The sequence below is a fragment of the Limnohabitans sp. genome, from assembly GCF_017848645.1.
In the GTDB taxonomy this organism is placed as follows: domain Bacteria; phylum Pseudomonadota; class Gammaproteobacteria; order Burkholderiales; family Burkholderiaceae_C; genus Limnohabitans_A.
On record NZ_JAFEIF010000013.1, the window covers coordinates 18,650 to 43,474 of the forward strand.

Annotated in this window: 21 protein-coding genes and 6 tRNA genes; 21 read left to right on the top strand and 6 right to left on the bottom strand. The window is 60.5% G+C overall.

Features of this window, described 5'->3' with window-relative positions:
* Window positions 1-2: 2 nt before the first annotated feature.
* The 4 genes from fliA (at window position 3) to fliS (ending at window position 2,405) form a co-directional block, all read left to right on the top strand.
* On the top strand, window positions 3-713 hold the full coding sequence (fliA, locus tag QZ190_RS03960) for an RNA polymerase sigma factor FliA (RefSeq protein WP_291913750.1): 711 nt from the start codon (window positions 3-5) through the stop codon (window positions 711-713).
* 24 nt (window positions 714-737) lie between these two features.
* A complete protein-coding gene (locus QZ190_RS03965) occupies window positions 738-1,259 on the top strand; it encodes a hypothetical protein (RefSeq protein ID WP_291913752.1) in 522 nt (173 codons plus the stop codon).
* 272 nt (window positions 1,260-1,531) lie between these two features.
* Window positions 1,532-1,891: a hypothetical protein gene (locus tag QZ190_RS03970; protein ID WP_291913754.1), complete on the top strand. Its 360-nt coding sequence runs from the start codon at window positions 1,532-1,534 to the stop codon at window positions 1,889-1,891.
* 91 nt (window positions 1,892-1,982) lie between these two features.
* Window positions 1,983-2,405, top strand: a complete 423-nt coding sequence (fliS, locus tag QZ190_RS03975; protein ID WP_291913756.1) for a flagellar export chaperone FliS — start codon at window positions 1,983-1,985, stop codon at window positions 2,403-2,405.
* Window positions 2,406-2,497: 92 nt separating this feature from the next.
* On the opposite strand, the gene QZ190_RS03980 is transcribed toward fliS, so the two are convergent.
* The 3 genes from QZ190_RS03980 to hemH form a co-directional block, all read right to left on the bottom strand.
* Window positions 2,498-2,574: transfer RNA gene (locus tag QZ190_RS03980), tRNA-Arg, on the bottom strand.
* Window positions 2,575-2,652: 78 nt separating this feature from the next.
* Window positions 2,653-2,729: transfer RNA gene (locus QZ190_RS03985), tRNA-Pro, on the bottom strand.
* 64 nt (window positions 2,730-2,793) lie between these two features.
* The gene (hemH, locus tag QZ190_RS03990) at window positions 2,794-3,882 is read right to left on the bottom strand and encodes a ferrochelatase (RefSeq protein ID WP_291913758.1); all 1,089 of its coding nucleotides are present in this window, start codon (window positions 3,880-3,882) and stop codon (window positions 2,794-2,796) included.
* Window positions 3,883-3,901: 19 nt separating this feature from the next.
* Between hemH and QZ190_RS03995 the strand changes: the two genes are divergently transcribed.
* Both QZ190_RS03995 and QZ190_RS04000 read left to right on the top strand, forming a co-directional pair.
* The gene (locus tag QZ190_RS03995) at window positions 3,902-4,609 is read left to right on the top strand and encodes an HAD-IA family hydrolase (RefSeq protein WP_291913760.1); all 708 of its coding nucleotides are present in this window, start codon (window positions 3,902-3,904) and stop codon (window positions 4,607-4,609) included.
* 10 nt (window positions 4,610-4,619) lie between these two features.
* Window positions 4,620-5,270: a glutathione S-transferase family protein gene (locus QZ190_RS04000; RefSeq protein WP_291913762.1), complete on the top strand. Its 651-nt coding sequence runs from the start codon at window positions 4,620-4,622 to the stop codon at window positions 5,268-5,270.
* On the opposite strand, the gene hpnD is transcribed toward QZ190_RS04000, so the two are convergent.
* Window positions 5,271-6,110, bottom strand: coding sequence for a presqualene diphosphate synthase HpnD (gene hpnD / locus QZ190_RS04005; protein ID WP_291913764.1), 840 nt, complete (start codon window positions 6,108-6,110; stop codon window positions 5,271-5,273).
* 31 nt (window positions 6,111-6,141) lie between these two features.
* Window positions 6,142-7,218 carry a squalene/phytoene synthase family protein gene (locus QZ190_RS04010; protein ID WP_291913766.1) on the bottom strand — a complete coding sequence of 359 codons (1,077 nt, stop codon included), beginning with the start codon at window positions 7,216-7,218 and terminating at the stop codon, window positions 6,142-6,144.
* Between the two features lie 160 nt (window positions 7,219-7,378).
* Here QZ190_RS04010 and QZ190_RS04015 point away from each other — a divergent pair, with 160 nt between their 5' ends.
* From QZ190_RS04015 to QZ190_RS04060, 10 genes are all read left to right on the top strand, one after another.
* On the top strand, window positions 7,379-8,479 hold the full coding sequence (locus QZ190_RS04015; protein ID WP_291913768.1) for an efflux RND transporter periplasmic adaptor subunit: 1,101 nt from the start codon (window positions 7,379-7,381) through the stop codon (window positions 8,477-8,479).
* 4 nt (window positions 8,480-8,483) lie between these two features.
* A complete protein-coding gene (locus QZ190_RS04020; protein ID WP_291913771.1) occupies window positions 8,484-11,639 on the top strand; it encodes an efflux RND transporter permease subunit in 3,156 nt (1,051 codons plus the stop codon).
* Window positions 11,640-11,755: 116 nt separating this feature from the next.
* Window positions 11,756-11,842: transfer RNA gene (locus QZ190_RS04025), tRNA-Leu, on the top strand.
* 64 nt (window positions 11,843-11,906) lie between these two features.
* Complete coding sequence (gene tig, locus QZ190_RS04030; RefSeq protein ID WP_108363213.1) at window positions 11,907-13,220, top strand: trigger factor; 1,314 nt, start codon at window positions 11,907-11,909, stop codon at window positions 13,218-13,220.
* Between the two features lie 123 nt (window positions 13,221-13,343).
* Entirely contained in the window at window positions 13,344-13,952 is a 609-nt protein-coding gene (gene clpP / locus QZ190_RS04035; protein WP_291913775.1) for an ATP-dependent Clp endopeptidase proteolytic subunit ClpP, read from the top strand.
* 107 nt (window positions 13,953-14,059) lie between these two features.
* Window positions 14,060-15,328, top strand: a complete 1,269-nt coding sequence (clpX, locus tag QZ190_RS04040; RefSeq protein WP_291913777.1) for an ATP-dependent Clp protease ATP-binding subunit ClpX — start codon at window positions 14,060-14,062, stop codon at window positions 15,326-15,328.
* Between the two features lie 100 nt (window positions 15,329-15,428).
* Window positions 15,429-17,852 carry an endopeptidase La gene (gene lon, locus QZ190_RS04045; RefSeq protein ID WP_291913780.1) on the top strand — a complete coding sequence of 808 codons (2,424 nt, stop codon included), beginning with the start codon at window positions 15,429-15,431 and terminating at the stop codon, window positions 17,850-17,852.
* A gap of 99 nt (window positions 17,853-17,951) precedes the next feature.
* A tRNA-Gly gene (locus tag QZ190_RS04050) sits at window positions 17,952-18,027 on the top strand.
* Window positions 18,028-18,074: 47 nt separating this feature from the next.
* Window positions 18,075-18,150 (top strand) — tRNA-Gly (locus QZ190_RS04055).
* 67 nt (window positions 18,151-18,217) lie between these two features.
* Window positions 18,218-18,291 (top strand) — tRNA-Cys (locus tag QZ190_RS04060).
* 104 nt (window positions 18,292-18,395) lie between these two features.
* On the opposite strand, the gene QZ190_RS04065 is transcribed toward QZ190_RS04060, so the two are convergent.
* A complete protein-coding gene (locus QZ190_RS04065; RefSeq protein ID WP_291913782.1) occupies window positions 18,396-19,193 on the bottom strand; it encodes an IclR family transcriptional regulator in 798 nt (265 codons plus the stop codon).
* Window positions 19,194-19,308: 115 nt separating this feature from the next.
* Here QZ190_RS04065 and QZ190_RS04070 point away from each other — a divergent pair, with 115 nt between their 5' ends.
* The 5 genes from QZ190_RS04070 to QZ190_RS04090 all read left to right on the top strand — a co-directional run.
* Complete coding sequence (locus QZ190_RS04070) at window positions 19,309-20,751, top strand: carotenoid oxygenase family protein (protein WP_291913784.1); 1,443 nt, start codon at window positions 19,309-19,311, stop codon at window positions 20,749-20,751.
* A 9-nt stretch (window positions 20,752-20,760) separates the two neighbouring features.
* Window positions 20,761-22,512 carry a class I adenylate-forming enzyme family protein gene (locus QZ190_RS04075; protein WP_291913786.1) on the top strand — a complete coding sequence of 584 codons (1,752 nt, stop codon included), beginning with the start codon at window positions 20,761-20,763 and terminating at the stop codon, window positions 22,510-22,512.
* A complete protein-coding gene (locus tag QZ190_RS04080) occupies window positions 22,509-23,213 on the top strand; it encodes an alpha/beta hydrolase (protein ID WP_291913788.1) in 705 nt (234 codons plus the stop codon). The genes QZ190_RS04075 and QZ190_RS04080 overlap by 4 nt, the downstream gene beginning before the upstream one ends.
* Before the next feature lie 28 nt (window positions 23,214-23,241).
* Entirely contained in the window at window positions 23,242-24,222 is a 981-nt protein-coding gene (locus QZ190_RS04085) for a tripartite tricarboxylate transporter substrate binding protein (RefSeq protein ID WP_291913790.1), read from the top strand.
* The coding region (locus QZ190_RS04090) for a nitronate monooxygenase (protein ID WP_291913792.1) at window positions 24,219-24,825 on the top strand (607 nt) is incomplete at its 3' end. The genes QZ190_RS04085 and QZ190_RS04090, both read left to right, overlap by 4 nt.

Consider the following 24,825-nt stretch of genomic DNA (forward strand, 5'->3'; position numbering starts at 1 on the left):
AAGTGGCCAGCACCATCTCCCTTTACGAACAGGTCGACAACCGCAACGAGTCGCTGATCATCACGCACATGCCGATGGTCAAGCGCGTGGCCATTCACCTGAAAGCCCGAGTTCCACCGTTCATGGAACTCGACGAGCTGATCCAGGTGGGCATGGTCGGGCTGATCGAGGCCGCGCGCTCGTTTGATCCGACCAAGGGTTTCGAGTTCGAGCACTTTGCCTTGAGCCGCGTGCGGGGCGCCATCCTCGACGAGGTGCGCAGGCAGTCATTTTTGCCGCGCTCGGCCGTGGCTTTTAACAAAAGCGAAAACGAGGCGGTGCACGTGTTGGCCGCTGAGTTGGGCCGGGCGCCCACCCAGTCCGAATTGGCCTTGTTCATGGGCAAGGAACTCGACGAGTTCCAGCGCGAACGAGGACAAGCCAAGCGTTTTGAAACCTTCTCCATGGAAGTGGTCAATGACGAGGTCATGAGCATGCCTGGCGACAGTGCCATGCAGCCTGAGGTCATGGTGGAGGAGGCCGAGTTCATGGATGCCGTGGTGCAGGCCATTGACGATTTGCCCGAGCGCGAGAAACTGGTGATGAACCTCTACTATGTGGAGGAGTTGAACCTCAAGGAGATTGGTGAAGTGCTGGGTGTCAGCGAGTCACGGGTCAGTCAGATTTTGTCCGCTGCGGTCAAAAAATTACGGCTAACGCTGCAAGTTGGATGATGAAATGATAAAATCATCAAATCCATGAAGTCCCTCTTCTCCATTTTTTCCCCAAAAAATCCTGACGACGAAATGAGGAAGGCGCAAGCGCTTTTCGAGAAAATCGTTTCAACCCAGTCGGACTCTCGGGAGGCCAGAAACATGCGTGTTCGCATGGGTCTTTTGTGTCGTGCGCATTTGGACAAATCCTTTGTGACGGGCGCTGAACAGATGGCCTCTTGGCAGGAATTGGCAGCTTTGGCTCTGGCCAATGGAAAAGAGAAGCCGCCGCTTCCGGAACCTTCTGTTTTTCAGAAAATCAAAGCGGGCGAGAACGAGATTTACGTTTACCTGCCCGAAGAGTACGCCCATGAAGCCTTTGCGCTGGGTGGGCGCTACCAGTGCGCTGAAATTCCTGCGCTCAAAGCCATTGAGACCATGCAGGGTTTGGCCAATCAAATATGTCACTATGAATTGAAATTGACAGAGCCTTTTCAAGTATTGCAGTTTTTGCGCGACGAATTGGCCCAATCACCAGATAATGAGGCTGCTTCAGGCCTTTCCTGAGGCCTTCGACACCTTGACCGGGAATGGGCCTTATGGAAGCCTTTGTGTCTGCTTTGATTGCCCTGGGCCTGTTGGTTCTGTTGGTGTTCATCCTGTATCTGTTAGATCGGGTGAACACCCTTGAAAAAGAAACCCGTCGCTTTGCCCAATCCCTGAATTCGCCAAAAGACGTGACGCCCCCAGGGCCTTTTGGGGGCTTGAGTTCCAAGAAGTTGTGGGATGCCATGACAGGAAGGGTGCCTGAGGGTCTGGACCCTTCTGCGGTTGATGAGATGAGGGTGCTTTACGAGATGGTTTTGCACAAGCACGTGGACGCGATTTTTCAAGAGGGTGTCAAGGACGGTCAGCGTGGCATGTTGGGTGAGCCCAAAAACACCAAAGTGATCACCACCTCGCGCGGTCCAGTTGAGTCGTGGTTGCCCTCGGCACAGGTCAATACCCTCTACAAATGTGGTTTGGACAGTGCCCAGTTGCCCCCAGATCAGCTCGCTGCGGTGCGCGCAGCCCTGGATGAAGCGGGTCTCACCCTTTACAGCAAAGTGATGGTGAACTTGGCCCAACCTTTGTCAGCCAGCTTGATGCCACTGCCTGCGGCCGAAGTGCCAGTGTTGGTGCCACCTGCGGCCCCTTGACTTTTTTATCCCCAGTTGCGTCATGGGGCTCAAGTTTTCCTGAGCCTTTCCGATACTCTTTGTACAAGCAGTTGATAAAGGGTTTTCTACCATGCGTGCATATTCAAGAGCGGCTCAAAGCTACGGTTCGGTTCAAGTGGTCACAGGCGTGGCCACAGCGGACAATGTCCAGCTGATCCAGATGCTGTTTGACGGTCTGACCGAGAGCCTGGCTACGGCCAAAGGCCACATCCAGAACAACGCCATCGAAGAAAAGTCCAAAGCGCTGTCGCGCGCTGGTCGCATCGTGGTGGGTTTGCAGGGGGCTCTGGATTTCGAGCGTGGCGGTGAGTTGGCTCAAAACCTCAATGAGTTGTACGCCTATGTGACGCGCCGCCTGTTTCATGTCAACGCCTACAACGACCTGACGGTGTTGGACGAGGTGCAAAGCCTGATCAAGGACATTGCTGAAGCCTGGAAGTCCCTGCCCAGTTTGCTGGGCCAGACCCAACCGGCCATGCGTTACGCCAACTGATGGGTTTTTAGCCCCCGACAGCAGCCCCTTTATGGGGCTGTTTTATTTGTGATGCACTGTTCTTCGTCAACGCGGCCATGGAAAGGGAAGGTTGGTCTGCCCGACAGGGATCGAACCTGTGACCCACAGCTTAGAAGGCTGTTGCTCTATCCAACTGAGCTACGGGCAGAAGAAGCACAAAAGGCCCTTGATGGGCCTTTGTTGTTGGATTCAACGGTGTCAATGCGCTGGTTGGGCATTGTGAAAATGGTCGGAGCGGCGGGATTCGAACTCGCGACCCTCTGCTCCCAAAGCAGATGCGCTACCAGGCTGCGCTACGCTCCGACTGAGCCGTATTCTAACCCCCAAATGAGGGGGTATCAGGGACAGCGGCCAAAAAAAAACCTGTTTAGTTTTTCGAGCCATGCGCCAAGGCGCGTTCACGGCTGGCGGCCAGCGCCTTCACATCAGGCGCTGACAAGTTCCAGGCCTGCATGTGGTCCAGGCTGATGTCGGCCAGTGCCTCAATCCACTGCGCGTGGTTGTTCAAGCAGGGGATGTAGCTGAAGCTTTCGCCGCCTGCGTGCAAAAACGCTTCTTGTGCTTCTTGCTGGATTTCTTCCAGCGTTTCCAGGCAGTCGCTGGTGAAGCCCGGACAGATCACGTCGACTTTTTTCACGCCTTGCCCGGCCATGGCCACCAAGGTGGGCTCGGTGTAGGGCTCCAGCCACTTGGCCTTGCCAAAGCGCGACTGGAAGGTGAGTTTGTACTGGTCTTTGGTCAGGCCCAGCGCTTCGGCCAGCAAACGGCCGGTTTTCATGCATTCGCAGTGGTAGGGGTCACCCAGCTGCAAGGTGCGCTCGGGCACGCCGTGAAAGCTCATGACCAATTGCTCGGCCCGGCCGTGGGTGGCCCAGTGTTCACGCACCGTCTGCGCCAGCGAGGCGATGTAGCGCGGGTCGTCGTGGTAGTGGTTAACAAAGCGCATCTCGGGGATGAGCCGCGTTTTCAGGCCCCAGCGGTAGACAGCGTCAAACACACTGGCCGTGGTGGTGCCACTGTATTGCGGGTAGGCGGGCACGATGAGCACGCGCTGCACGCCTTCGGCCTTCAAGGCGTCGAGCTGCGCCGGGATGGACGGCTGGCCGTAACGCATGGCGTAGCGCACGGCCACATGGTGGCCACGCTCTTGCAAAGCAGTACCCAGCGATTGGGCTTGTTGTTCGGTGAAGGCTTTGAGGGGTGAGCCCTGCTCGGTCCAGATGCTGGCGTATTTGGCGGCCGATTTGGCCGGGCGCACGCGCAAGATGATGCCGTGCAGGATCAACCACCAGATGGGTTTGGGGATCTCGACCACGCGGCTGTCGCCCAGAAACTCGGCCAGGTATTTGCGCAGTGCAGGGGCCGTGGGGGCGCTGGGTGTGCCCAGGTTGCAGTACAGCACCGCTGTGCGGGCGGCCTGACCATGCTGGAAGGAGGGTTCTTTTTGAAATGCCATGCGGTATTCTCCCACCACCATGATTGACATTTCCCGAATCAAAGCCATTACCCTCGATCTGGACGACACATTGTGGCCCGTTTGGCCCACGATTGGCCGTGCCGAGGTGGTTTTACAGACCTGGCTGAACACCCATGCCCCCGGCGCCGCAGCGCTGTCGGCCGACGCAGAACTCAAAAAAGCCGTTCGCGCCGAGATCAATGCCCGCCATGCCGACCGTGCGCATGATTTGTCGTTTTTGCGCCGGGAGTCGATCCGCGCCTTGCTGCATCAAGCCGGGGAGCCCGTGCACCTGGCCGAGGCGGCTTTTGAGGTGTTTTTTGCCGAACGCCAACGGGTTGATTTGTTTGACGATGCGCTGCCTGCGCTGGCGTTTTGGAGCCAGCGCATGCCGGTGGTGGCGCTGTCCAACGGCAACGCCGATGTGCACCGCGTGGGCATTGGCCAGCACTTTCACGCCAGCGTGAGTGCCCAGTCGCTGGGCGTGGCCAAGCCGGACTTGCGCATTTTTGTGGCGGGCGCCGCAGCGGCGGGTGTGCAGCCGCATGAGGTGCTGCACATTGGCGACGACGCGCACGCCGACTGCGTAGGCGCTTTGGCCGCAGGCATGCAGGTGGCTTGGCTCAACCGCGAAGGCCACGACTGGACCCATGGCGACATGCGCCCCCATTTGGAGGTGCGGGACTTGCACGCCCTGTGCGCCAGCTGGCCTGATTACGAACCCTGAGGAGACCCAAATGACTTTGAAGATTTACGGCATTGGTCCATCGCGCGCTGCTCGCCCCATCTGGACGGCTTTGGAGTTGGGCGTGCCGTTTGATCTCATTTCCACACCCTATGCAGGTGGTGCGACACGCACGCCCGAGTTTTTGGCGATCAACCCGAATGGCCATATCCCTGTCCTAATCGACGAGCGTGCCGAGGGCGCCATCACTGTGTGGGAGAGCATGGCTTGCGCGCTCTACATCGCTCGTGTCCACGGCAAAGCCGACGGCCAAACGATTGCACCCGCCACGCCCCGCGAAGAAGCCGAAGCCTTGCGTTGGAGCTTTTGGACAGTCTCTGAGTTGGAGGCGGATGCGCTCGCGGTGCTGATGCACCGCATGGCCATGCCTGAAGACCAGCGCAAGCCCGAGCTGGCGGATAAGGCCGAAAGTCGGTTGAAAGTACCGCTGGCCGTGCTGGAGAAACACCTGCAAGCTCAGCACGCCAAAGGCGAGGCTTACTTGGCGGCTAACCGTTTCACCGTGGCCGATCTGTGTGTGGCCAGCGTGGCCAGCTGGGTGCGCCCGGCGGCTGCGTTGCTGGCCCAATACCCGGCACTGTCGGCTTGGCTCAAAGTTTGTCTGGATCGGCCCGCGCAGGCTCAGGCACGTGCCATGAAGTGATCAAAACCGCCCCAGCGCCTGCATCTTCCACGCCAGCCACAACTTGCGCAGCGGCGTGAGTGCAATGCGCTGGTGCAGCACCTGAAAACCCGAGGCTTCTATTTCGCGCAGCAAGGTGCGGTAGATGCTGGCCATCATGAGGCCGGGTTTTTGGGCGCGGCGGTCGGCGGCAGGCAGCAGGGCCAGGGCTTCGTCGTACAGCGCGTGGGCGCGGTCGGTCTGGAACTTCATCAGCGCGGTGAAGCGGTCTGAGTAGTCGCGCTGCATCAGTTCGTTGGCTTTGACGCCAAAACGTTGCTGCTCGTCCAGCGGCAGGTAGATGCGCCCGCGCATGGCGTCTTCGCCCACGTCGCGGATGATGTTGGTCATCTGAAAGGCCAGGCCCAGTTTGTGGGCGTAGGCGGTGGTGGCCTCGTCGGTTTGGCCAAAGATGCGGGCGGCGACTTCGCCCACCACGCCGGCCACCAGGTGGCAGTATTTCGTCAGTCCCGCAAAGTCCAGGTAGCGGGTTTGGTTCAGGTCCATCTGGCAGCCTTCGATCACGGCCATGAGGTGGCGGCTTTCGATGCCGAAAGTGGAGGCCAAGGGCATGAGGGCGTGCATGACGGGGTGGCTGGGCTGGCCTGCGTAGGCTTGCATCACTTCTTTTTGCCACCAAGCGAGTTTGGTGGCGGCCACGCCGGGGTCTTTGATCTCATCGACCACGTCGTCCACTTCGCGGCAAAACGCATAAAAGGCGGTGATGGCCGCACGCCGATCAGGGGGCAAAAATAAAAAGGCGTAATAGAAACTGCTGCCCGAGGCGGCGGCTTTTTGCTGGACGTAGTCTTGCGGGCTCATGGGCAGGGATTCTCGCATTCAAAGCGCCAGATCACGGTCGGGGCTCGCCGGACAGTTTGCGAAATTCTCTTTCCAGAGCGGCCTTAGACCCGAGTCCCAAGGCGATGCGCCACAGCAGGGCACGCACTTCGTGGCGCGGCATTTTGACGCGCTGGTTCAAGGCCGCAGGCCCGGCTTGGCGCAGCAGCGCCACGGTGCGCGCACCAATGAGTGCAGGCAGGGCGCTGGCCAGACGCAGGCGCAGGGGCTTGAGCGCCAAGGCGTAGCGCATGCCATCGGCCAGTTGGGCTTGGGTATGGTCTAGCCACTGCGTGTAGAGCGGGGCCAAGGCGTGCTGGGTGTCTGTATGTGGGACTTGGGCCGCTTGCGCGAGCAGGGCCGGAGTCAGGCCCGCCTGCTCCAGTGTTTCTGTAGGCCAGTAACAACGCCCGCCAGCTAGGTCGGCCCCGGCGTCGCGGATGATGTTCAGGCGCTGCAAGCCCATGCCGTACTGCCGTCCAATGCGCATCATTTCTTCCTGCGGCAGCCGGCTGTAGCCGGGCAAATGGCGGCCACACAACTCGGTCCAGAACTCGCCCACACAACCGGCCACCAGCCAGGTGTACTCGGCCAGTTCGGCTTCGGTTTGCAAAGCGTGGAGGCCGGGGCCAAAGCGGGTCATGTCCAGCTGTTGGCCTTGGGTGATGTGGCCCAGCACCTGGCGTACGCTGGCCTGGTCGGCGGGGTGCAGGGTGTGCAAAAGCTGCAGACATTGCGGCAGGGCCTGCATCAGGGCGCGTTCGTGCGGGTCGGTTTGTTGCGCGGCAAAGGCCTGGGTCAGGCTCTGGAGTTCTGGGTCTTCTGAGGCCGAGGTGCTCGGGGCGGCGATGGCCTGCGACATGCGGCCCAGCAACACCTGGCGCTCGGCCAGGGGCAGGGCGGTGGTGTCGGCCACGGTGTCGGTGGCGCGGGCCAGCAGGTAGCCGATGGCCACCGGGGCCTGCAAGGCTTTGGGCAACAGGCGTATGGACAGGTCGAACGAGCGCGACACATGGCGCAGCAGCTGCCGCTGAGCGGCACTCAGGCCCGGACGCGCTGGGGCTGGCTGAAATGTGGGGAGCTTGATCATGGTCAATCCCTATTGTCGCTTGACAGGTCGGGTCGGTTTGAATAGATTACTAACCAGTCAGTCATTATTATTTTCTGGATTTTCCATGCCCTCTTTGAAACCACTCGCCGCCCGGCGGGTTTTTTGTTTGTGCGCGCTTGCTGCTTTAGTGACTACTTTGGTGGCATGTTCCAAGGCCGAGGCCCCACAAGAGCCCCTGCGCTCGGTCAAGCTGCTGACGGTGGCGGGCAGTGATCTGAACCTCGGTGGTGAGTACTCGGCCGAGGTGCGGGCGCGGGTGGAGTCGCGCTTGGGCTTTCGGGTCGGAGGCAAGCTGGTGCAGCGGCCCGCCGAGCCGGGGCAACGCGTTGCCGCTGGCCAGTTGCTGGCCCTGGTGGATGCGCAGGATTTTCAGTTGGCCGCGCAAGCTGCCCAGGCCCAGGTGAGTGCCGCGCAAAGTCAGCGCGATTTGGCCGCGGCCGAATTCAAGCGCTTTGAGGCGCTGAAGGCGCAAAACTTCATCAGCGGTGCCGAGTTGGAGCGGCGCGAGGCCAGCCTGAAGGCGGCCGATGCGGCCCTGAGCCAGGCCAAAGCGCAGTCGCAGGCGCAGGGCAACCAGGCGGGCTATGCCCGTTTGACGGCCAGTCACGCGGGCGTGATCACTGCTGTGGAGGCCGAAGTGGGGCAGGTGGTGTCGGCGGGGCAGCCGGTGGTGCGATTGGCCCACGACGGACCGCGTGACGCGGTGTTTGCCGTGTCCGAGTCGGCCATCATGGCGATCCGGATTGGGCAGAGCATGCAGGCCACGGTGCTGAGCACTGGACAGATGGTGCAGGGCACGGTGCGCGAGATGGGAGCCAGTGCCGATCCGGTCACGCGCACTTATGCGGTCAAGCTGGCGCTGGCGCCGGGTATGGGCGGGGCCTTGCCTTTGGGGGCCACTTTGAATGTGCGCGCACCCGGGGTGTCCGGTGCTGTGGCCTCGGCCATCAAACTGCCCACCAGCGCTTTGCGCCAGGAGGGGCAGGGCACTGCGGTTTGGGTGCTGGACGAAGCCACCATGACGGTCAACAGCCAAGCGGTGCAGTTGGGCCCGGTGGATGGCAACGAGGTGGTGGTCACCTCTGGCCTCCAGCCCGGACAAAAAGTGGTGAGCGCCGGGGTGCATGTGTTGTCGCCCGGTCAAAAGGTGACGGTGTACGGTGCTGCGCCAGCATCGGCATCCGCACCATCATCAGCACGAGGGCCCGTGCCTCCTGCTTCGGCTTCTGCCCCACGGTGATCGCATGCGCAGCACCGACAACACCCGATTCAACCTCTCGCGCTGGGCGCTGGAGCACCCGGCCCTGACGCGCTACCTGATGGTGGTGCTGATGGTGCTGGGCATGGCGTCTTATTTCCAGCTGGGGCAAGACGAAGACCCGCCCTTCACCTTCCGTGCCATGGTGGTACGGGCCTACTGGCCTGGTGCCACCGCAGAGCAAGTGGCCGAGCAGGTGACCGACAAGATCGAGCGCACGCTGCAAGAGGTGCCGTTCGCCGACAAGATCCGCAGCTATTCCAAGCCGGGCGAGGCGCAGATCATTTTCCAGATCAAGGACAACTCCAAGCCGGGGGATGTGCCTCAAATTTGGTACACCGTGCGCAAAAAAATCGGTGACATGCGCGGCAGCTTGCCGCCGGGCGTGATCGGACCGTTTTTCAACGACGAGTTTGGTGATGTCTACGGCGTGATTTACGCGCTGGGTGGGCAAGGCTTCACTCCCGCCGAGGTCAAAGCCCAGGCCGACACCTTGCGCCAGCAGCTGCTGCGTGTGCCCGATGTGGCCAAGGTCGAATTGTTTGGCGTGCAAGACGAGAAGGTCTTTGTGGAGGTTTCGCAAAAGCGGCTCTCTCAAATGGGCCTGGACATGGCCACAGTCTTGGCCCAGCTGAACCAGCAAAACGCGGTGGAGTCGGCTGGCAGCATCCAGTCACCTGCCGATGTGGTTCAGGTGCGTGTGGGCGGACAGTTTCAGAGCCTGGAGGATTTGAGGGCCTTGCCGATTCGCGGCGCTTCGGGCGCGCAAATTCGCCTGTCCGACATCGCCACGGTGAGCCGCGGCTATGCCGACCCGGCCAGCGTGAAGGTGCGCCACGATGGCCAGGAAGTCATCGCGCTGGGCGTGTCCATGGCCAAAGGCGGTGACATCATTGCCTTGGGCAAGTCCTTGCGGGTGGCGATCGCGGCGACGCAGGCCAGCTTGCCTGCGGGCATGAGCCTGACCCAGGTGCAGGACCAGCCTAAAGCGGTGTCCAGTTCGGTCAACGAGTTCATCAAGGTGCTGATTGAGGCGGTGGTGATTGTGTTGGCGGTGAGCTTTCTGGCGCTGGGCTTGCACAAGCGGCCGGGCCACCACCCGCTGTGGCGGCGCTGGACGCTGGACATCCGCCCCGGTCTGGTGGTGGGCATCACGATTCCGCTGGTGCTGGCGGTGACCTTTTTGGCCATGTACTACTTTGGCATCGGCCTGCACAAGATTTCACTGGGCTCGCTCATCATTGCTTTGGGCTTGCTGGTGGACGACGCCATCATTGCGGTGGAGATGATGGTGCGCAAAATGGAAGAGGGCTACGACAAGGTGCGCTCGGCCACCTTTGCCTACGAACTCACGGCGATGCCCATGTTGACGGGCACCTTGATCACGGCGGCGGGTTTCTTGCCGATTGGCATGGCCAAGTCGATGACGGGCGAGTACACCTTTGCGATTTTTGCGGTCACGGTGGTGGCGCTTTTGGTCAGTTGGGTGGCTTCGGTTTACTTTGTGCCTTATCTGGGGGCCTGGCTGCTCAAGCCACCCGCACACGCCGTGTCAGCGCAGCACCTGGATTCGGCCGAGATGTTTGACACGCCCTTTTACCGGCACTTTCGCGCCTGGGTCACTTGGTGCGTGACGCACCGCTGGAAGACGATTGGCATCACCATCGCGTTGTTTGCGCTGGGCATCGTGGGCATGGGCAAGGTGCAGCAGCAGTTCTTCCCGGACTCCAGCCGTCCCGAGATCATGGTCGATTTGTGGCTGCCCGAGGGCTCGCCCGTTCAGGCCAGTGAGGACATCACGCGCCGCGTGGAGCAGCGTCTGGCCCAGGAAGAGGGCGTCAAATCGGTGACGGCCTGGGTAGGCTCGGGCGTGCCGCGTTTTTACCTGCCGCTGGACCAGGTCTTTCCGCAGACCAACGTGTCGCAGCTGATCGTGCAGCCGACCGACTTGAAAACCCGCGAAGTGCTGCGTGCCAAATTGCCCGCCTTGCTGGCCCAGGAGTTCCCTGAGGTGCGCGGGCGTGTGAAATTGCTGCCCAATGGCCCGCCTGTGCCCTACCCGGTGCAGTTCCGTGTGGTGGGGCCGGATCCCCAGGTTTTGCGCCTGAAGGCCGACGAGATCAAGGCCCAGATGCGCCTGAACCCCAACACGCGTGGCGTGAACGACAACTGGAACGAGTCGGTCAAGTCGGTGCGTCTGGAGGTGGACCAGGCCAAAGCCCGGGCACTGGGTGTGAGCAGCCAGTCCATCGCGCAGGCTTCGCGCACCTTGCTCTCGGGCAGCGCGGTGGGGCAGTACCGCGAAGGCGACAAGCTGATCGAGATCGTGCTGCGCCAGCCCTTGGCCGAGCGCGATGCCTTGTCGGACCTGGGCCAGGCGTATGTGCCCACGGCTTCCGGGCGCTTCATTCCCTTGCTGCAAATTGCCACGCCGGTCTTGGCCTGGGAGCCGGGTGTGATGTGGCGCGAGGGGCGGCAGTTCGCCATCACCGTGCAGGCTGACATTGCCGAGGGCCTGCAAGGGGCCACCGTGACGGCGCAATTGCTGCCAGACCTGAAAAAGACCGAGGCCACCTGGCAAGGCCAGGGCCTGAACGGCTACCGCATCGAGGTGGCGGGCGCGGTGGAAGAAAGCGCCAAGGGCTCGGCGTCCATCGCAGCGGGTGTGCCGGTCATGCTGTTCATCACCTTCACGCTGCTCATGCTGCAGCTGCAAAGCTTCAGCCGCGCCATGCTGGTGTTTTTGACCGGGCCCCTGGGCATGGCGGGTGTGGCGGGGGCCTTGCTCGTGCTGGACCGGCCCTTTGGCTTTGTGGCGCTGCTGGGCGTGATTGCGCTGATGGGCATGATTCAGCGCAACTCGGTCATCTTGATCGACCAGATTGAGCAAGACCGGGCTGCAGGCATGGCCCCGTGGCAGGCGATTGTCGAGTCGGCGGTGCGGCGTTTGCGCCCCATCGTGCTCACGGCTGCAGCGGCGGTGCTGGCCATGATTCCGTTGTCGCGCAGCATTTTCTGGGGGCCAATGGCGGTGGCCATCATGGGCGGCCTGATTGTGGCTACGGCCTTGACGCTGCTGGCGCTGCCGGCCATGTACGCGGCCTGGTTCCGAATTGAGCGCCCAAATCAAGCCCGTGCCTGAAATTGCCCAATTGAACCGGCTAAAATAGAAAGTTGACCGATTTCAACCGGGCGGTCAGGTGCGTCAGGGGGCTTTCGGGCCGTTCGGCGGGCCTGTCGCCCTTTTTGTTTGGACCTGCGCGGGTGGCGAAATTGGTAGACGCACCAGGTTTAGGTCCTGACGGTGGCAACACTGTGCGGGTTCGAGTCCCGCCCCGCGCACCAACCGACTTGTGGCCAAGGGGGCAACCCGGCGGCCTGAGAGACATTCAATTAACCGAGAACGACGATGACTGTGACTGTTGAAACCCTTGAAAAGCTGGAACGCAAGATCACCCTGACTGTGCCCGTGACGGCCATCCAGTCCGAAGTGGACGCACGCCTGAAGAAAATGGCCCGCACGGTCAAGATGGACGGTTTCCGTCCTGGCAAAGTGCCCATGAATGTGGTCGCCCAGCGCTATGGTTACTCGGTTCAGTACGAAGTTCTGAACGACAAGGTGGGCGAGGCCTTTGCCGTGGCCGCCAACGAAGCCCAAGTGCGCGTGGCCGGTCAGCCCCGCATTTCCGAAAAAGAAGGCGCGCCTGAGGGCGAGCTGAACTTCGAAGCCATCTTCGAGGTGTACCCCGAAGTCAAGCTGGGCAACCTGGCCGACACCGAAGTCGAAAAATTGACCGCCGAAGTCTCGGACGCGGCCATCGACAAGACCGTGGACATCCTGCGCAAGCAGCGCCGCACCTTTGCCCAGCGCGCCCAAGACGCCGCTGCGCAAGACGGCGACCGCGCCACCATCGACTTCGAAGGCAAGATCGACGGTGAAGTGTTCTCCGGCGGCAAAGCCGACGACTTCCAGTTCATCCTGGGCGACGGCCAGATGCTCAAGGAATTTGAAGACGCCGTGCGCGGCATGAAGTCGGGCGAAAGCAAGACCTTCCCCTTGGCTTTCCCCGCCGATTACCACGGTCAAGATGTTGCGGGCAAAACCGCTGACTTCATGGTCACCGTCAAGAAAATCGAAGCCGCCAACCTGCCCGAAGTCAACGAAGCCCTGGCCAAGTCCTTGGGCATTGCCGACGCTACCGTGGAAGGCCTGCGCGCCGACATCCGCAAAAACCTCGAGCGCGAAGTGAAATTCCGCCTGCTGGCCCGCAACAAGCAAGCCGCCATGGACGCCTTGGTCGCCAAGGCCGAGCTGGACTTGCCCCAGTCGATCGTGCAAAACGAAATCGAGCGCCTCAAAGAGGGTGCCCGTGCCGACCTGAAGCAACGCGGCATCAAGGACGCCGACAAGGCCCCGATCCCTGACGACATCTTCCGCCCCCAAGCCGAGCAGCGCGTGCGCTTGGGTCTGGTGGTCGCCGAAGTTGTGCGTGGCAACACCTTGCACGCCAAGGCCGAGCAGATCCAGGCCCACATCCAGGAGCTGGCCGCCAGCTACGAGCGTCCCGATGACGTGGTGCGTTGGTACAACAGCGACAACCAGCGCATGGCCGAAGTCGAAGCCGTGGTGATCGAGAGCAATGTGTCCGATTTCGTTTTGGCCCAGGCCAAAGTGGTGGAGAAAGCCATTTCCTTTGAAGAGCTGATGGGTCAACAGGCCTGATCGGTTTTTTGATTCCCTTGAAAATGGGGCTTGTGCCGTGCTTGCAGTTCGGCTGACAAGCCCCATCTCATTGGTGGGCTTGATCACTCGGGTTAAAGTCCCCCACATACTTTTGGAGAAATGATGAGCGCACTGGACATCACAAGCTTGGGCATGGTCCCCATGGTCATCGAGCAATCGGGCCGTGGCGAACGCGCCTATGACATCTATTCGCGTTTGCTCAAGGAGCGCGTGATCTTTTTGGTGGGCGAGGTCAATGACCACATGGCCAACCTGATCGTGGCCCAGTTGCTGTTTCTGGAGAGCGAAAACCCCGAAAAGGACATCTCGCTGTACATCAACTCGCCTGGCGGCTCGGTCAGTGCAGGCATGGCGATTTACGACACCATGAACTTCATCAAGCCCGATGTGTCCACACTGTGCAACGGCATGGCCGCCAGCATGGGCGCGTTCCTCTTGTCTTCGGGTGCCAAGGGCAAGCGTTTTTCGCTGCCCAACTCCAAGGTCATGATCCACCAGCCGCTCGGTGGTGCACGTGGTCAGGCCACCGAAATCGAAATCGCCGCCCGCGAGATCGTCAAGACCCGGGCCCAGTTGAACCGCATCTTGTCCGAAAACACCGGACAGCCTTTGGAGAAGATCGAGTTCGACACCGAGCGCGACTATTACCTGTCGGCCACCGAGTCCAAAGACTACGGCTTGATCGACGAAGTGATCTCCAAACGCGCTTGAGGGTGGCCGGGCTTTCCGGCGCTCTGTCTGACGGCGTTACCTCCAAAGGGTCAACGCCGTTTTTCTTTCGTTATCATTGACGAATTCTGGATACCGAGGCGACATTTATGGCCGATAAAAAAGGCTCAAGCACTGAGAAAAACCTGTTCTGCTCCTTTTGCGGCAAGAGCCAGCACGAGGTCAAAAAGCTGATCGCAGGTCCATCGGTTTTCATTTGCGACGAGTGCATCGATTTGTGCAACGACATCGTGCGCGATGAACTGGCCTCCACCACCACCGTGGGCGAGGGTGCCAAAGAGGGCCTGCCCACGCCACTGGACATCAAGACCAACCTGGACAACTACGTGATTGGCCAGGAAAAGGCCAAGCGCAGTTTGGCGGTGGCGGTGTACAACCACTACAAGCGCCTCAAGCACAAAGAGGGGGCCAAGAAGGACGAGGTCGAGCTGGCCAAGAGCAACATTTTGCTGATCGGCCCCACGGGTTCAGGAAAGACCTTGCTGGCCCAGACCATGGCCCGCATGCTGGATGTGCCCTTTGTCATGGCCGATGCCACCACCTTGACCGAAGCCGGTTATGTGGGCGAGGACGTTGAGAACATCGTGGCCAAGTTGCTGCAGACCTGCAATTACGACGTCGAGCGGGCCCAGCGCGGCATCGTCTACATCGACGAGATCGACAAAATCACCCGCAAGTCGGACAACCCCTCGATCACCCGCGACGTGTCGGGTGAAGGCGTGCAGCAGGCCCTGCTCAAGCTGGTCGAAGGCACCATGGCCAGCGTGCCTCCGCAAGGCGGGCGCAAGCACCCTAACCAAGACTTTTTGCAGATCGACACGACCAACATCCTGTTCATTTGTGGCGGCGCGTTCGCCGGCCTGGAAAAAGTCATCGAAAACCGCACCGAATCGGGCGGCATCGGCTTTGGTGCGACGGTCAAGAGCAAGAAGCAGCGCTCGCTGACGGACGTGTTCAACGAAGTCGAGCCCGAAGACCTGATCAAGTTCGGTTTGATCCCGGAACTTGTGGGTCGTTTGCCGGTGGTCGCCACCCTGGCTGAACTCAGCGAAGAGGCGCTGGTGCAAATTCTGACCGAGCCGAAAAACGCGGTGGTCAAACAGTTCACCAAACTGCTGGCCATGGAAGGCGTGGAACTGGAAGTGCGCCCGAATGCCCTGACGGCCATGGCCCGCAAGGCGCTGGCCCGCAAGACCGGTGCCCGGGGTCTGCGCTCCATCATGGAGCAGGCCCTGATTGACACCATGTTCGAATTGCCCAACCAGGCGAACGTCGAAAAAGTGGTGGTGGACGAGTCCGTCATCGACGACAACAAGCCGCCGCTGCTGGTTTACCGCGAGTCGGCCAAACAGGCCTGATCCACAAATGCCGCACCGCCATGGATAACCTTTTGCACAACTGGGTTGAAATCGCAGGCGCAGCATCCATGTGCAGTTGAATTGACCCGAGGGACACACCATGTCTGGACATATACCTTTGCCGCCCACCTTGATTGAACTGCCCATGCTGCCGCTGCGCGACGTGGTGGTGTTTCCCCACATGGTGATTCCGCTGTTTGTGGGCCGCCCCAAAAGCATCAAGGCGCTGGAGTCGGCCATGGCCGCCGAGCGCCGCATCATGTTGGTGGCCCAAAAGACGGCTGCGAAGGACGAGCCGGGCGTTGAAGACATGTTCGACGTGGGTTGCGTCTCCACCATTTTGCAGATGCTGAAACTGCCCGATGGCACGGTGAAGGTTCTGGTTGAAGGCCAGCAACGCGCCTTGGTCAAATCGATTGTGGACGGCGAAGCCCATTTTGTGGCTGCCGTCACCCCGGTGGATCCGGTTTCCGAGCAGTCCGATGACAGCAGCGAGATCGAGGCCTTGCGCCGCGCCGTGATGCAGCAGTTTGACCAATACGTCAAACTCAACAAAAAAATTCCGCCCGAAATCCTGACTTCCATCTCCAGCATCGACGACCCCGGTCGCCTGGCCGACACGATCGCAGCCCACCTGCCGCTCAAGCTTGAAAACAAGCAGCAGGTGCTGGACTTGGCCAACATCAAGTCGCGTCTGGAAAACCTGTATGCCCAGTTGGAGCACGAGGTCGATATCCTGAATGTGGACAAGCGCATCCGTGGCCGCGTCAAGCGCCAAATGGAAAAGAACCAGCGCGACTTCTACCTGAACGAGCAGGTCAAAGCCATCCAGAAAGAGCTGGGCGATGGCGAAGAGGGCGCCGACATCGAGGAAATCGAAAAGAAGATCAAGGCCGCCAAAATGTCGGCCGAGGCCCGTAAAAAAGCCGAGGGCGAGCTCAAAAAACTCAAGCTCATGTCGCCCATGTCGGCCGAGGCTTCAGTGGTGCGCAATTACCTGGACGTGCTGATCGGTCTGCCCTGGGGCAAAAAGACCAAGCTCAAGCACGACCTGGCCAACGCCGAAGACGTGTTGAACCAGGACCACTTTGGTTTGGACAAAGTGAAAGACCGCATCCTGGAATACCTCGCGGTGCAGCAGCGCGTGGACAAGGTCAAGGCCCCCATCTTGTGCCTGGTGGGGCCACCCGGCGTGGGCAAGACTTCGCTGGGCCAGTCGATCGCCAAGGCCACTGGCCGCAAATACGTGCGCATGGCGCTGGGTGGCATGCGCGATGAAGCCGAGATCCGAGGGCACCGCCGCACCTACATCGGTGCTCTGCCCGGCAAGGTCCTGCAAAACCTGAACAAGGTCGGCACCAAGAACCCGCTGTTCTTGTTGGACGAGATTGACAAGCTGGGCACGGACTTCCGTGGGGACCCATCGAGCGCTTTGCTGGAGGTGTTGGATCCCGAGCAAAACCACACCTTTGGTGACCATTACGTCGAGGTCGACTTTGACCTGAGCGATGTGATGTTTGTGGCCACCTCCAATTCGATGAACATCCCTTCGGCCCTGCTCGACCGGATGGAAGTGATCCGTTTGTCGGGTTACACCGAAGACGAAAAAACCAGCATCGCCATGAAGTATTTGCTGCCCAAGCAAATGACCAACAACGGCGTGAAAGACTCTGAGCTGCGGGTGACCGAAGAGGCTGTGCGCGATGTGGTGCGTTACTACACCCGCGAAGCCGGTGTGCGGTCGCTGGAGCGCGAGCTGGGCAAGATCTGCCGCAAGGTGGTCAAGGCCTTGTTGCTCAAACAGATGAAGCCACAGGTGGTGGTCAACGAGGACAACCTGAATGACTTTTTGGGTGTGCGCAAGTACACCTATGGCCGCGCCGAGCAAAAGAACCAGGTGGGCCAGGTGGTTGGATTGGCCTGGACCGAGGTGGGCGGCGATTTGCTGACCATCGAAGCGGCCCTGATGCCCGGCAAAGGCGTGATCACCCGCACCGGTTCGCTGGGCGATGTGATGAAGGAATCTGTGGAGGCCGCCCGCACCGTGGTGCGCAGCCGCTCGCGCCTTTTGGGCATCAAGGACGAAGTCTTTGAAAAGAAAGACTTGCACATCCACGTGCCTGACGGCGCGACGCCCAAGGATGGACCGAGTGCAGGCGCTGCCATGACCACGGCCATGGTGTCGGCCATGACGGGCATTCCGGTGCGCGCCGATGTGGCCATGACGGGTGAAATCACACTGCGCGGCGAAGTCACGGCCATTGGTGGTCTGAAGGAAAAGTTGCTGGCGGCTTTGCGCGGCGGTATCAAGACCGTGTTGATCCCCGAGGACAACGTGAAAGACCTGCAGGACATTCCCGGCAATGTCAAAAACGGTCTGGAAATCGTGCCCGTCAAATGGATCGATCAGGTGCTGGAGGTGGCTTTGGAAGCCAAGCCTACGCCCTTGAGCGACGAAGAGGTGGCGGCAGCCGCTTTGACGGCAGTGCCTGCAACGGCCAAAGCCGAGGCTGTGAAACATTGATGCAAAATTTTCAGGTCGGCCTCCAAGTCGGCCTGAAATTGAACTACAATTTGACCATTGCAGAGCACAAGGCATACAATGCCAAGTTCACTGAAATACGCGGGAATAGCTCAGTTGGTAGAGCGCAACCTTGCCAAGGTTGAGGTCGCGAGTTCGAGCCTCGTTTCCCGCTCCAAATATCCGAAAGAAGTGCCAACATCTTTCATTTGATTTTTAAAATGTGCGGGAATAGCTCAGTTGGTAGAGCGCAACCTTGCCAAGGTTGAGGTCGCGAGTTCGAGCCTCGTTTCCCGCTCCAGACACTTGAAAGAAAACCCTTCTTTCAACGAGATGAGAAGTATCTCGTATCCGTGCAATCTGGTTTTGGCGCGATAGCAAAGCGGTTATGCAACGGATTGCAAATCCGTCTAGCCCAGTTCGACTCTGGGTCGCGCCTCCAAAGATTTCTTCAACGAAATCAACAAGACAGCCCACGCCATGTGGGCTTTTTTGTTTCTGGTCGAACCTGTGGTTTTGCAGGCCATGACCCACAGGCAGCATGCGTTACATCAATTGGCGCGCTAGGGTTTGCAACTGCGGCCCAATCTGCGTGATCAGCCATTCGCGGTTCAGTGCGCGGCCTTGGAAAGAACAATTCAGCGCAGCGGGTTCGCCACGGTCAATACGACCCAGCGGCACTGCCACGGCCTGCACATCGGCATACACCTCCCCCACAGACACGCAACAACCATGGCGGGGGTACTCGGCCACATTGCGCAGCAGTTCGGCTTCATGACGCTCCCAGTCCTGGGGCACCTTCAGCCGAAGCTGGTTCAGCAGGGCCTCTCGTTCGGCCAGCGTGCACGACATGAGAAAAGCTCTGCCAATGGCGGTGCCCACCATGGAGTGCGAGGTCCCGACATCCAGTGGGTAGATGCGCTTGTTGTCAGAGCGAATGGCCTCGATGTAGACGATGTTGAAGCGATCTCGGATGCCGATGGACACCGAGCCGCCAGTTTTGTGCGCGACCTCCAGCATCAAGGGGCGAGCACGTCGGCGGATGTTGAACAACTCCAGCATCGGGTGCGCCAATGAGATCACCGCCGAGCCCAGGCGGTATTTGCCTTGATGCTCATCTTGCGCCAGGTAACCCATGGTCACCAGGGTGTAGGTCAGGCGCGAGATGGTGGCTGCCGGTAGCTGCATTCGGCGTGCCAGTTCCCGGTTACCCAGAACCGGTTCTTCAGGTGTGAAACAGCGCAGAAGCTCCATGCCTCTTGCCAAGGTGGTCGCGAACTGGCGGTCACCCGCATGCTCCAGCAGGCTTGCGGGTGCGCGGAAAGTGGGGTTGTAGGGTTTCATGGCATATGTTATATCGAAACAGATGCCAATATATCGAAATGCTGACGTGGCATCCAGCGCAGTGCGTCCTAACATGTCCCTCATGTCTTGAAAAAGACCTTCCATGGAGACAAAAATGCAAATCAACGATCTGCCCGTGCATGACATCCCGGCCCTCAGTGGCAACAATGCCCCGGTTCAGCAGGAAGACACCTTTGAGAACATGACCGTCATGGGTCAGGTGCCCACCGACCTCAACGGCCTGTATGTCCGCAATGGCCCCAATGCCTATTACCCACCTGAATGGCGGTACCACGCCTACGACGGTGATGGCATGTTGCATGCCGTGCGATTTCAAAATGGCCGTGTCAGCTACCGCAACCGTTGGGTGCAAACCAGCGCATTGCAGCAAGAGCAGTCGGCCGGTCACTCGCTTTGGAAAGGCCTGAAAGAGCCCTGGAACAAAGACCGGCCAGACGAGCCCTTGAAAAACACCGCCAACACCGATGTGAAATACCACGCTGGCCGTTTGATCAGCATGTGGTACCGCTCGGGTATGCCTTATGCGGTGGACCCCGAAACGCTGGAGACCTTGGGCCAAGCGGACCATGAAGGGGCCCTGTCACGCATCTCCGCCCATTCCCGGCCGGACGAACACACGGGCGAACTGCTGTTTTTTGACTACGACCTCAAGCCGCCCTACATGACCTATGGTGTGATCGGCCCTGACCGCCAGTTGCGCCACAAGATAGAGGTGCCCCTTGGCGGCCCCAGTCTGCCGCACGACATGGCCGTGACCGAGCACTACACCATCCTGCACGACTTCCCCCTCAAGCCCGATCCGGAAGCCCTGGCCGCCGGGCGCTACAAGGTGCGCTTTTTCGAAGATCAACCCAGTCGCTTTGGGGTTGTTCCGCGCTATGGCCAGGCGAATGAAATCCGTTGGTTCACGGCCAAGCCCACCTACATGCTGCATGTGGTCAATGCCTGGGAAGATGGCGATGAGGTGGTGATGTTGGGCACGCCCTACCGTATGCACCATGACGACCAGGGGCGCCCCGATGCCCGCCGGCTCGAGCGCACCATTCACTTGCGTCAACGCGATTTTCTGCTCTACGAATGGCGCTTCAACCTGAAGACCGGGCAGACCCATGAGCGCGTGATCGACGATGTCTTGAACACCGAGTTTCCAGTTATCAACAGCCTTTATCAAGGCCGAAAAAATCAGTTTTCTTACCACGTCCTGTTTCCGCAGGGTGGGCGCGAAGAGCCGCGTTTTCCGGGTCTCGTCAAGTACGACCTGGAGACCGGGGGTTACATCGCTTTCAGCGCAGGGCCGCAGTATTTCTACAACGAACCAGGCTTTGCACCAAGGGACAACCCACAAAGCGAAGACGATGGCTATTTGGTGAGTTTTGTCTGGAACCCCAAGGACCAGCGCTCCGAAATCCAGATTTTTGACTGCAAGGATGCCCGACTGGCGCAAGGCCCTGTGGCGCGGGTGCTGCTGCCACGGCGGGTGCCTCACGGTTTTCATGCCACCTTCGTCAGTCAGCAGACGATGGACCGTTGGAAATAAGGGGTCGCCATGATTTTGGTGCCACAAGAGCGCATAGACCACTATGTGCAGCAGGGCTGGTGGGGCGGGCTGACCTTGGCTGAACGCTTTCTGGAAACCGCCGAACGCCAACCGGATGCGCTGGCCGTGGCCGATGCGCCCAATCGCTTGGCCATCAGTGGTCAGGCCCCGGAACGCTGGAGCTGGTTGGCGTTGTTGACCCAAGTGGGCCGCTGGACGGCTTGGCTTCAGGCGCAGGGCTTGCACAAGGACGATGTGCTGGTCATGCAACTGCCCAACTGCGTCGACATGCACGCCGTTTACCTGGCCTGTGCGGTCAGCGGTATCGTGGTCTCGCCCGTCCCGGTCCAATACCGGGCCCATGAGCTCTTGCATGTGTTGCGCATCACGCAGGCACGGGTGGCCATCACCAACCTGACGGTGGGTGGTTTTGCCCAGGCCCGCATGTGGGCCAACTTGGCCGAAGCGCATCCAGAGGTGCCGCGTGTGTGGTCCTTGGGCCAAGCCAGCGCACCCGATTGGCCAGTGGGGGTTTCGCCGATCCAGCCTGAACTCGACCGCACAATGGCCTGGTCGGCCAACGAGATGCGCCAGCACATGCAGCGCATCGGACTGAGCGCCCATGATGTGTTGACCATCTGCTGGACTTCGGGCACGGAAGCCTCACCCAAGGGCGTGCCACGCAACCACAACGAGTGGCTGATCGTGGGTCAGTCGGTGGTGGATGCCGGGCAACTGCAGGCCGGAGCCCGACTGCTCATCCCCTTTCCCTTTGTCAACATGGCTGGACTGTCCACCAGCCTGGCCGCTTGGTTGCTGGTGGGCGGTGAACTGCACCACCATCACCCGTTTGACCTGGATGTCTTCATCGAGCAGTTGCGGGGGCATGCCATGGACTACACCGTCGCCGCGCCTGCGGTGCTGAGCTTGTTGCTCAAACAACCCGAGAAGCTGCAGGGCATCGACTTGTCACGCTTGAAACGCGTGGGCTCGGGTGGTGGCCCTGTTGCCGAATGGCTGGTCGAGCAATGCGCTGAAAAGCTGGGCGTCGAGGTGGTCAACTATTTCGGCTCCAACGAAGGGGCCGCGCTTTCGGCCGCCCCGCAAGATGTGCCTGACCGGCGTCAACGGGCCAGTTTTTTCCCGCGCATTGGCGTGGCTGGTTTTGACTGGTCGCTGTCCAATTCCCGCAAGATCCGCACCCGTTTGGTGGACCTGGACACCGAAGCGGACATCACCGCCCCGGGCCAAGTTGGCGAGTTGCGGTTTTTGGGCCCCACGATTTTCAGCGGTTACTACCGCTCGCCCGAACTGACGGCCCGCGCTTTTGACGCGCAGGGTTATTACCGCACCGGCGATTTGTTCGAGATCGCCGGCGAGCGCAGCCAGTTCTACCGCTTTGCGGGCCGCCACAAGGACATCGTGGTGCGGGGCGGGATGAACATTTCCTCCGAAGAGGTGGAAAACCTGTTGCTGTCACACCCCAAGGTGCGCGAAGTGGCGGTCATCGGCTGGCCCGATTCGGTGCTGGGTGAACGCTTGTGCGCGGTGGTGGTCACGCAAACCGGCCAAGCGCTGGAATTGTCTGAACTGTTGCAACACCTCAAGGAGGTGGAGCAGGTGGCGGCCTTCAAGCTGCCAGAGCGGCTGGTGATCTTGTCTGAACTGCCACGCAACCCATTGGGCAAGGTGCTCAAGCGCCAGCTGCGCGAGCAGCTTCACGCCCCGTTGCAGACGTCTTTGCTGGAGAAAACGCCATGAAGCCTGTGCTGCTTTTGATCCCCGGCATGCTCAACGATGCCCGCATCTGGCGCGATGTGACTGCACAGATGCAGGGCTTGGCCGAAGTCCGCATCGCAGATGTGCTGACGCAAGACAGCATCGCCCACATGGCGCGCGATGCGCTGGCCCAGGTGAGCGATGTGGAGCCGGGGCGTCCGGTCCTTCTGGTGGGTTTTTCCATGGGGGGTTATGTGGCCATCGAATTGCTGGCCACTTGCCCCACACGCTGGCATTCGGCGCTGCTCATGTCGACCTCGTGCCTGCCTGATTCGGCCCAGAGTGCCGCAGGTCGTGAAAAAGCCATCGCCGCCTTCCAGGCCGATTTTGAAACCACGCTGCAAGCAGTGGCGCTGCGAGGCCTGGCCCAGCCGAATGCCGCATTGCAAGACAGGCTGGGCGACATGATGCGCACGGTGGGTGCCGCCACTGCCATCCGCCAGACCCAAGCCATCAGCCGCCGCAGCGACCACCGCGCGGCTCTGGAGACCTTGACAGTGCCTGTGCATGTCCTGTGTGGTTGCCAGGACCGCATCACGCTGCCAGCCTGGTCGCAGACGCTGGCCGACACCATTTCCGCGTCCACCTTGCACTGGGTCGACGATGCAGGTCACATGCTGCCGCTGGAGCAGCCTCGGGCCGTTGCGGCCGTGTTGAGTCGGATGCTGCCCCGCAGCAAATAGTCATTTCATCCAAAAACGGAGACACACCATGCAAAAACGCCATTTCCTCAAGCTCGCCACAACCGCCGCTGCCAGTGCCTTGCTGCCTGCTTCCCGGGCCTTCGCCCAGTCTTTTCCGGAGCGTCCGGTTCGGGTGGTGGTGCCTTTTGCCGCCGGCAACACGCTCGATGCCGCTTTGCGCCAGGTGGCCGAGGAGTTCAAGAAAAGCACCGGTCAAGCGATGATCGTGGACAACCGACCCGGGGGCTCTGGCTTCATTGCGGCCCAGGCGGTCATGAATGCGGCGCCCGATGGCTACACCTTGCTGATGCCCAACACCAGCATGTTGACCATCAACCCCCACACCTTCAGCCGCTTGCCCTACGACCCCGAGCGCAGTTTTCGGCAGGTGACGGGTTTTGTGGGTGCATCCATGGTGATGGCTGTGCACAGCAGCGTGCCTGCCAACAACCTCAAAGAGTTCGTGGCGTGGGCCAAAACCCAGTCCAAGGTGGCTTACGCCTCCTTCACGGCGGGCAACTCGTCGCACTTTGCTGGCGTCATCCTGAACCAACGCGCGGGCATCGACATGCTGCATGTGCCTTTCAATGGCACGCCTCCTGCCGTGCAAAACCTGATCAGTGGCGAAGTGCAGGCGGCCTTTTTGCCACTGTTGGCCGTCAAGCCGCACCTCGAATCCGGCCGGGTCAAGGTGATCGCCATCACCAGCACCAACCGCTCACCGCTGTTGCCTGCGGTGGCCACCTTCAAAGAGCAAGGTTTCCCCAGCTTGGAAATTTACATCTGGTCATCGATTGCCGCCCCGGCAGGCACGCCGGACGCCGTGATCATGAAGCTCAATGCCGAAATCAACAAAGCGATGATGGTGCCCGAAGTTCGGGAAAAATGGCGCACCATGGACTTCAGCGCGCTGGCCATGAGCCCGGAGCAGATCAAAACCTTCATCGCCGCCGATTACACGCGCTGGGCCGAGGCGGTCAAAATTTCCGGCTTCAAGGCCAACGAATGAGCGCGCGTCTTCCTTTTCCATTGCGCCTGCCGGTGGTGGCCGCGCCCATGTTTCTGGTCTCCGGGCCGGACTTGGTGCTCGCCGCTTGCCGTGCAGGGATTGTGGGGGCCTTTCCGACGCCCAATGCCAGGCCGATCGAGGTGCTGGAAGATTGGATGCAGCAGATCACCCAGGGCCTGGCGCGCGCGCGAAACGAACAGCCGCCTGAAACCATCGGCCCCTGGTGCGCCAACCTGATCACCCATTCGTCCAACACCCGCTTGCCTGAAGACCTGGCGTTGATCGCCAAATACAAGCCCCCTGTGGTGGTCACGGCGCTGGGCAGCCCCAAGCCCGCCATTGAAGTGGTGCATGGCTATGGCGGCATGGTTCTGGCGGACGTGATCAACCTGACACTGGCGCGCAAGGCGGTGGCGGCTGGCGCCGATGGGCTGGCTTGCATCACGGCGGGTGCGGGGGGGCACACGGGCTTTTTGTCACCCTTTGCATTTGTCAGCGCCGTGCGCGAATTTTTTGACGGCGTGGTGGTGGTGGGCGGGGGCATCAGCGACGGCTGGGGTGTGGCAGGTGCCCTCGCGGCCGGGGCCGACCTGGTTTACATGG

Coding starts and splice junctions, on each gene's coding strand:
- QZ190_RS04000 (WP_291913762.1), top strand. CDS start 4,620: ATGACTTTGAAGATTTACGGCATTGGTCCATCGCGCGCTGCTCGCCCC.
- clpX (WP_291913777.1), top strand. CDS start 14,060: ATGGCCGATAAAAAAGGCTCAAGCACTGAGAAAAACCTGTTCTGCTCC.
- hpnD (WP_291913764.1), bottom strand. CDS start 6,110: ATGAGCCCGCAAGACTACGTCCAGCAAAAAGCCGCCGCCTCGGGCAGC.
- hemH (WP_291913758.1), bottom strand. CDS start 3,882: ATGGCATTTCAAAAAGAACCCTCCTTCCAGCATGGTCAGGCCGCCCGC.
- QZ190_RS04070 (WP_291913784.1), top strand. CDS start 19,309: ATGCAAATCAACGATCTGCCCGTGCATGACATCCCGGCCCTCAGTGGC.
- QZ190_RS04065 (WP_291913782.1), bottom strand. CDS start 19,193: ATGAAACCCTACAACCCCACTTTCCGCGCACCCGCAAGCCTGCTGGAG.
- QZ190_RS04075 (WP_291913786.1), top strand. CDS start 20,761: ATGATTTTGGTGCCACAAGAGCGCATAGACCACTATGTGCAGCAGGGC.
- fliS (WP_291913756.1), top strand. CDS start 1,983: ATGCGTGCATATTCAAGAGCGGCTCAAAGCTACGGTTCGGTTCAAGTG.
- QZ190_RS04010 (WP_291913766.1), bottom strand. CDS start 7,218: ATGATCAAGCTCCCCACATTTCAGCCAGCCCCAGCGCGTCCGGGCCTG.
- clpP (WP_291913775.1), top strand. CDS start 13,344: ATGAGCGCACTGGACATCACAAGCTTGGGCATGGTCCCCATGGTCATC.
- QZ190_RS03970 (WP_291913754.1), top strand. CDS start 1,532: ATGAGGGTGCTTTACGAGATGGTTTTGCACAAGCACGTGGACGCGATT.
- QZ190_RS04085 (WP_291913790.1), top strand. CDS start 23,242: ATGCAAAAACGCCATTTCCTCAAGCTCGCCACAACCGCCGCTGCCAGT.
- lon (WP_291913780.1), top strand. CDS start 15,429: ATGTCTGGACATATACCTTTGCCGCCCACCTTGATTGAACTGCCCATG.
- QZ190_RS04020 (WP_291913771.1), top strand. CDS start 8,484: ATGCGCAGCACCGACAACACCCGATTCAACCTCTCGCGCTGGGCGCTG.
- QZ190_RS03995 (WP_291913760.1), top strand. CDS start 3,902: ATGATTGACATTTCCCGAATCAAAGCCATTACCCTCGATCTGGACGAC.
- tig (WP_108363213.1), top strand. CDS start 11,907: ATGACTGTGACTGTTGAAACCCTTGAAAAGCTGGAACGCAAGATCACC.
- QZ190_RS03965 (WP_291913752.1), top strand. CDS start 738: ATGAAGTCCCTCTTCTCCATTTTTTCCCCAAAAAATCCTGACGACGAA.
- QZ190_RS04080 (WP_291913788.1), top strand. CDS start 22,509: ATGAAGCCTGTGCTGCTTTTGATCCCCGGCATGCTCAACGATGCCCGC.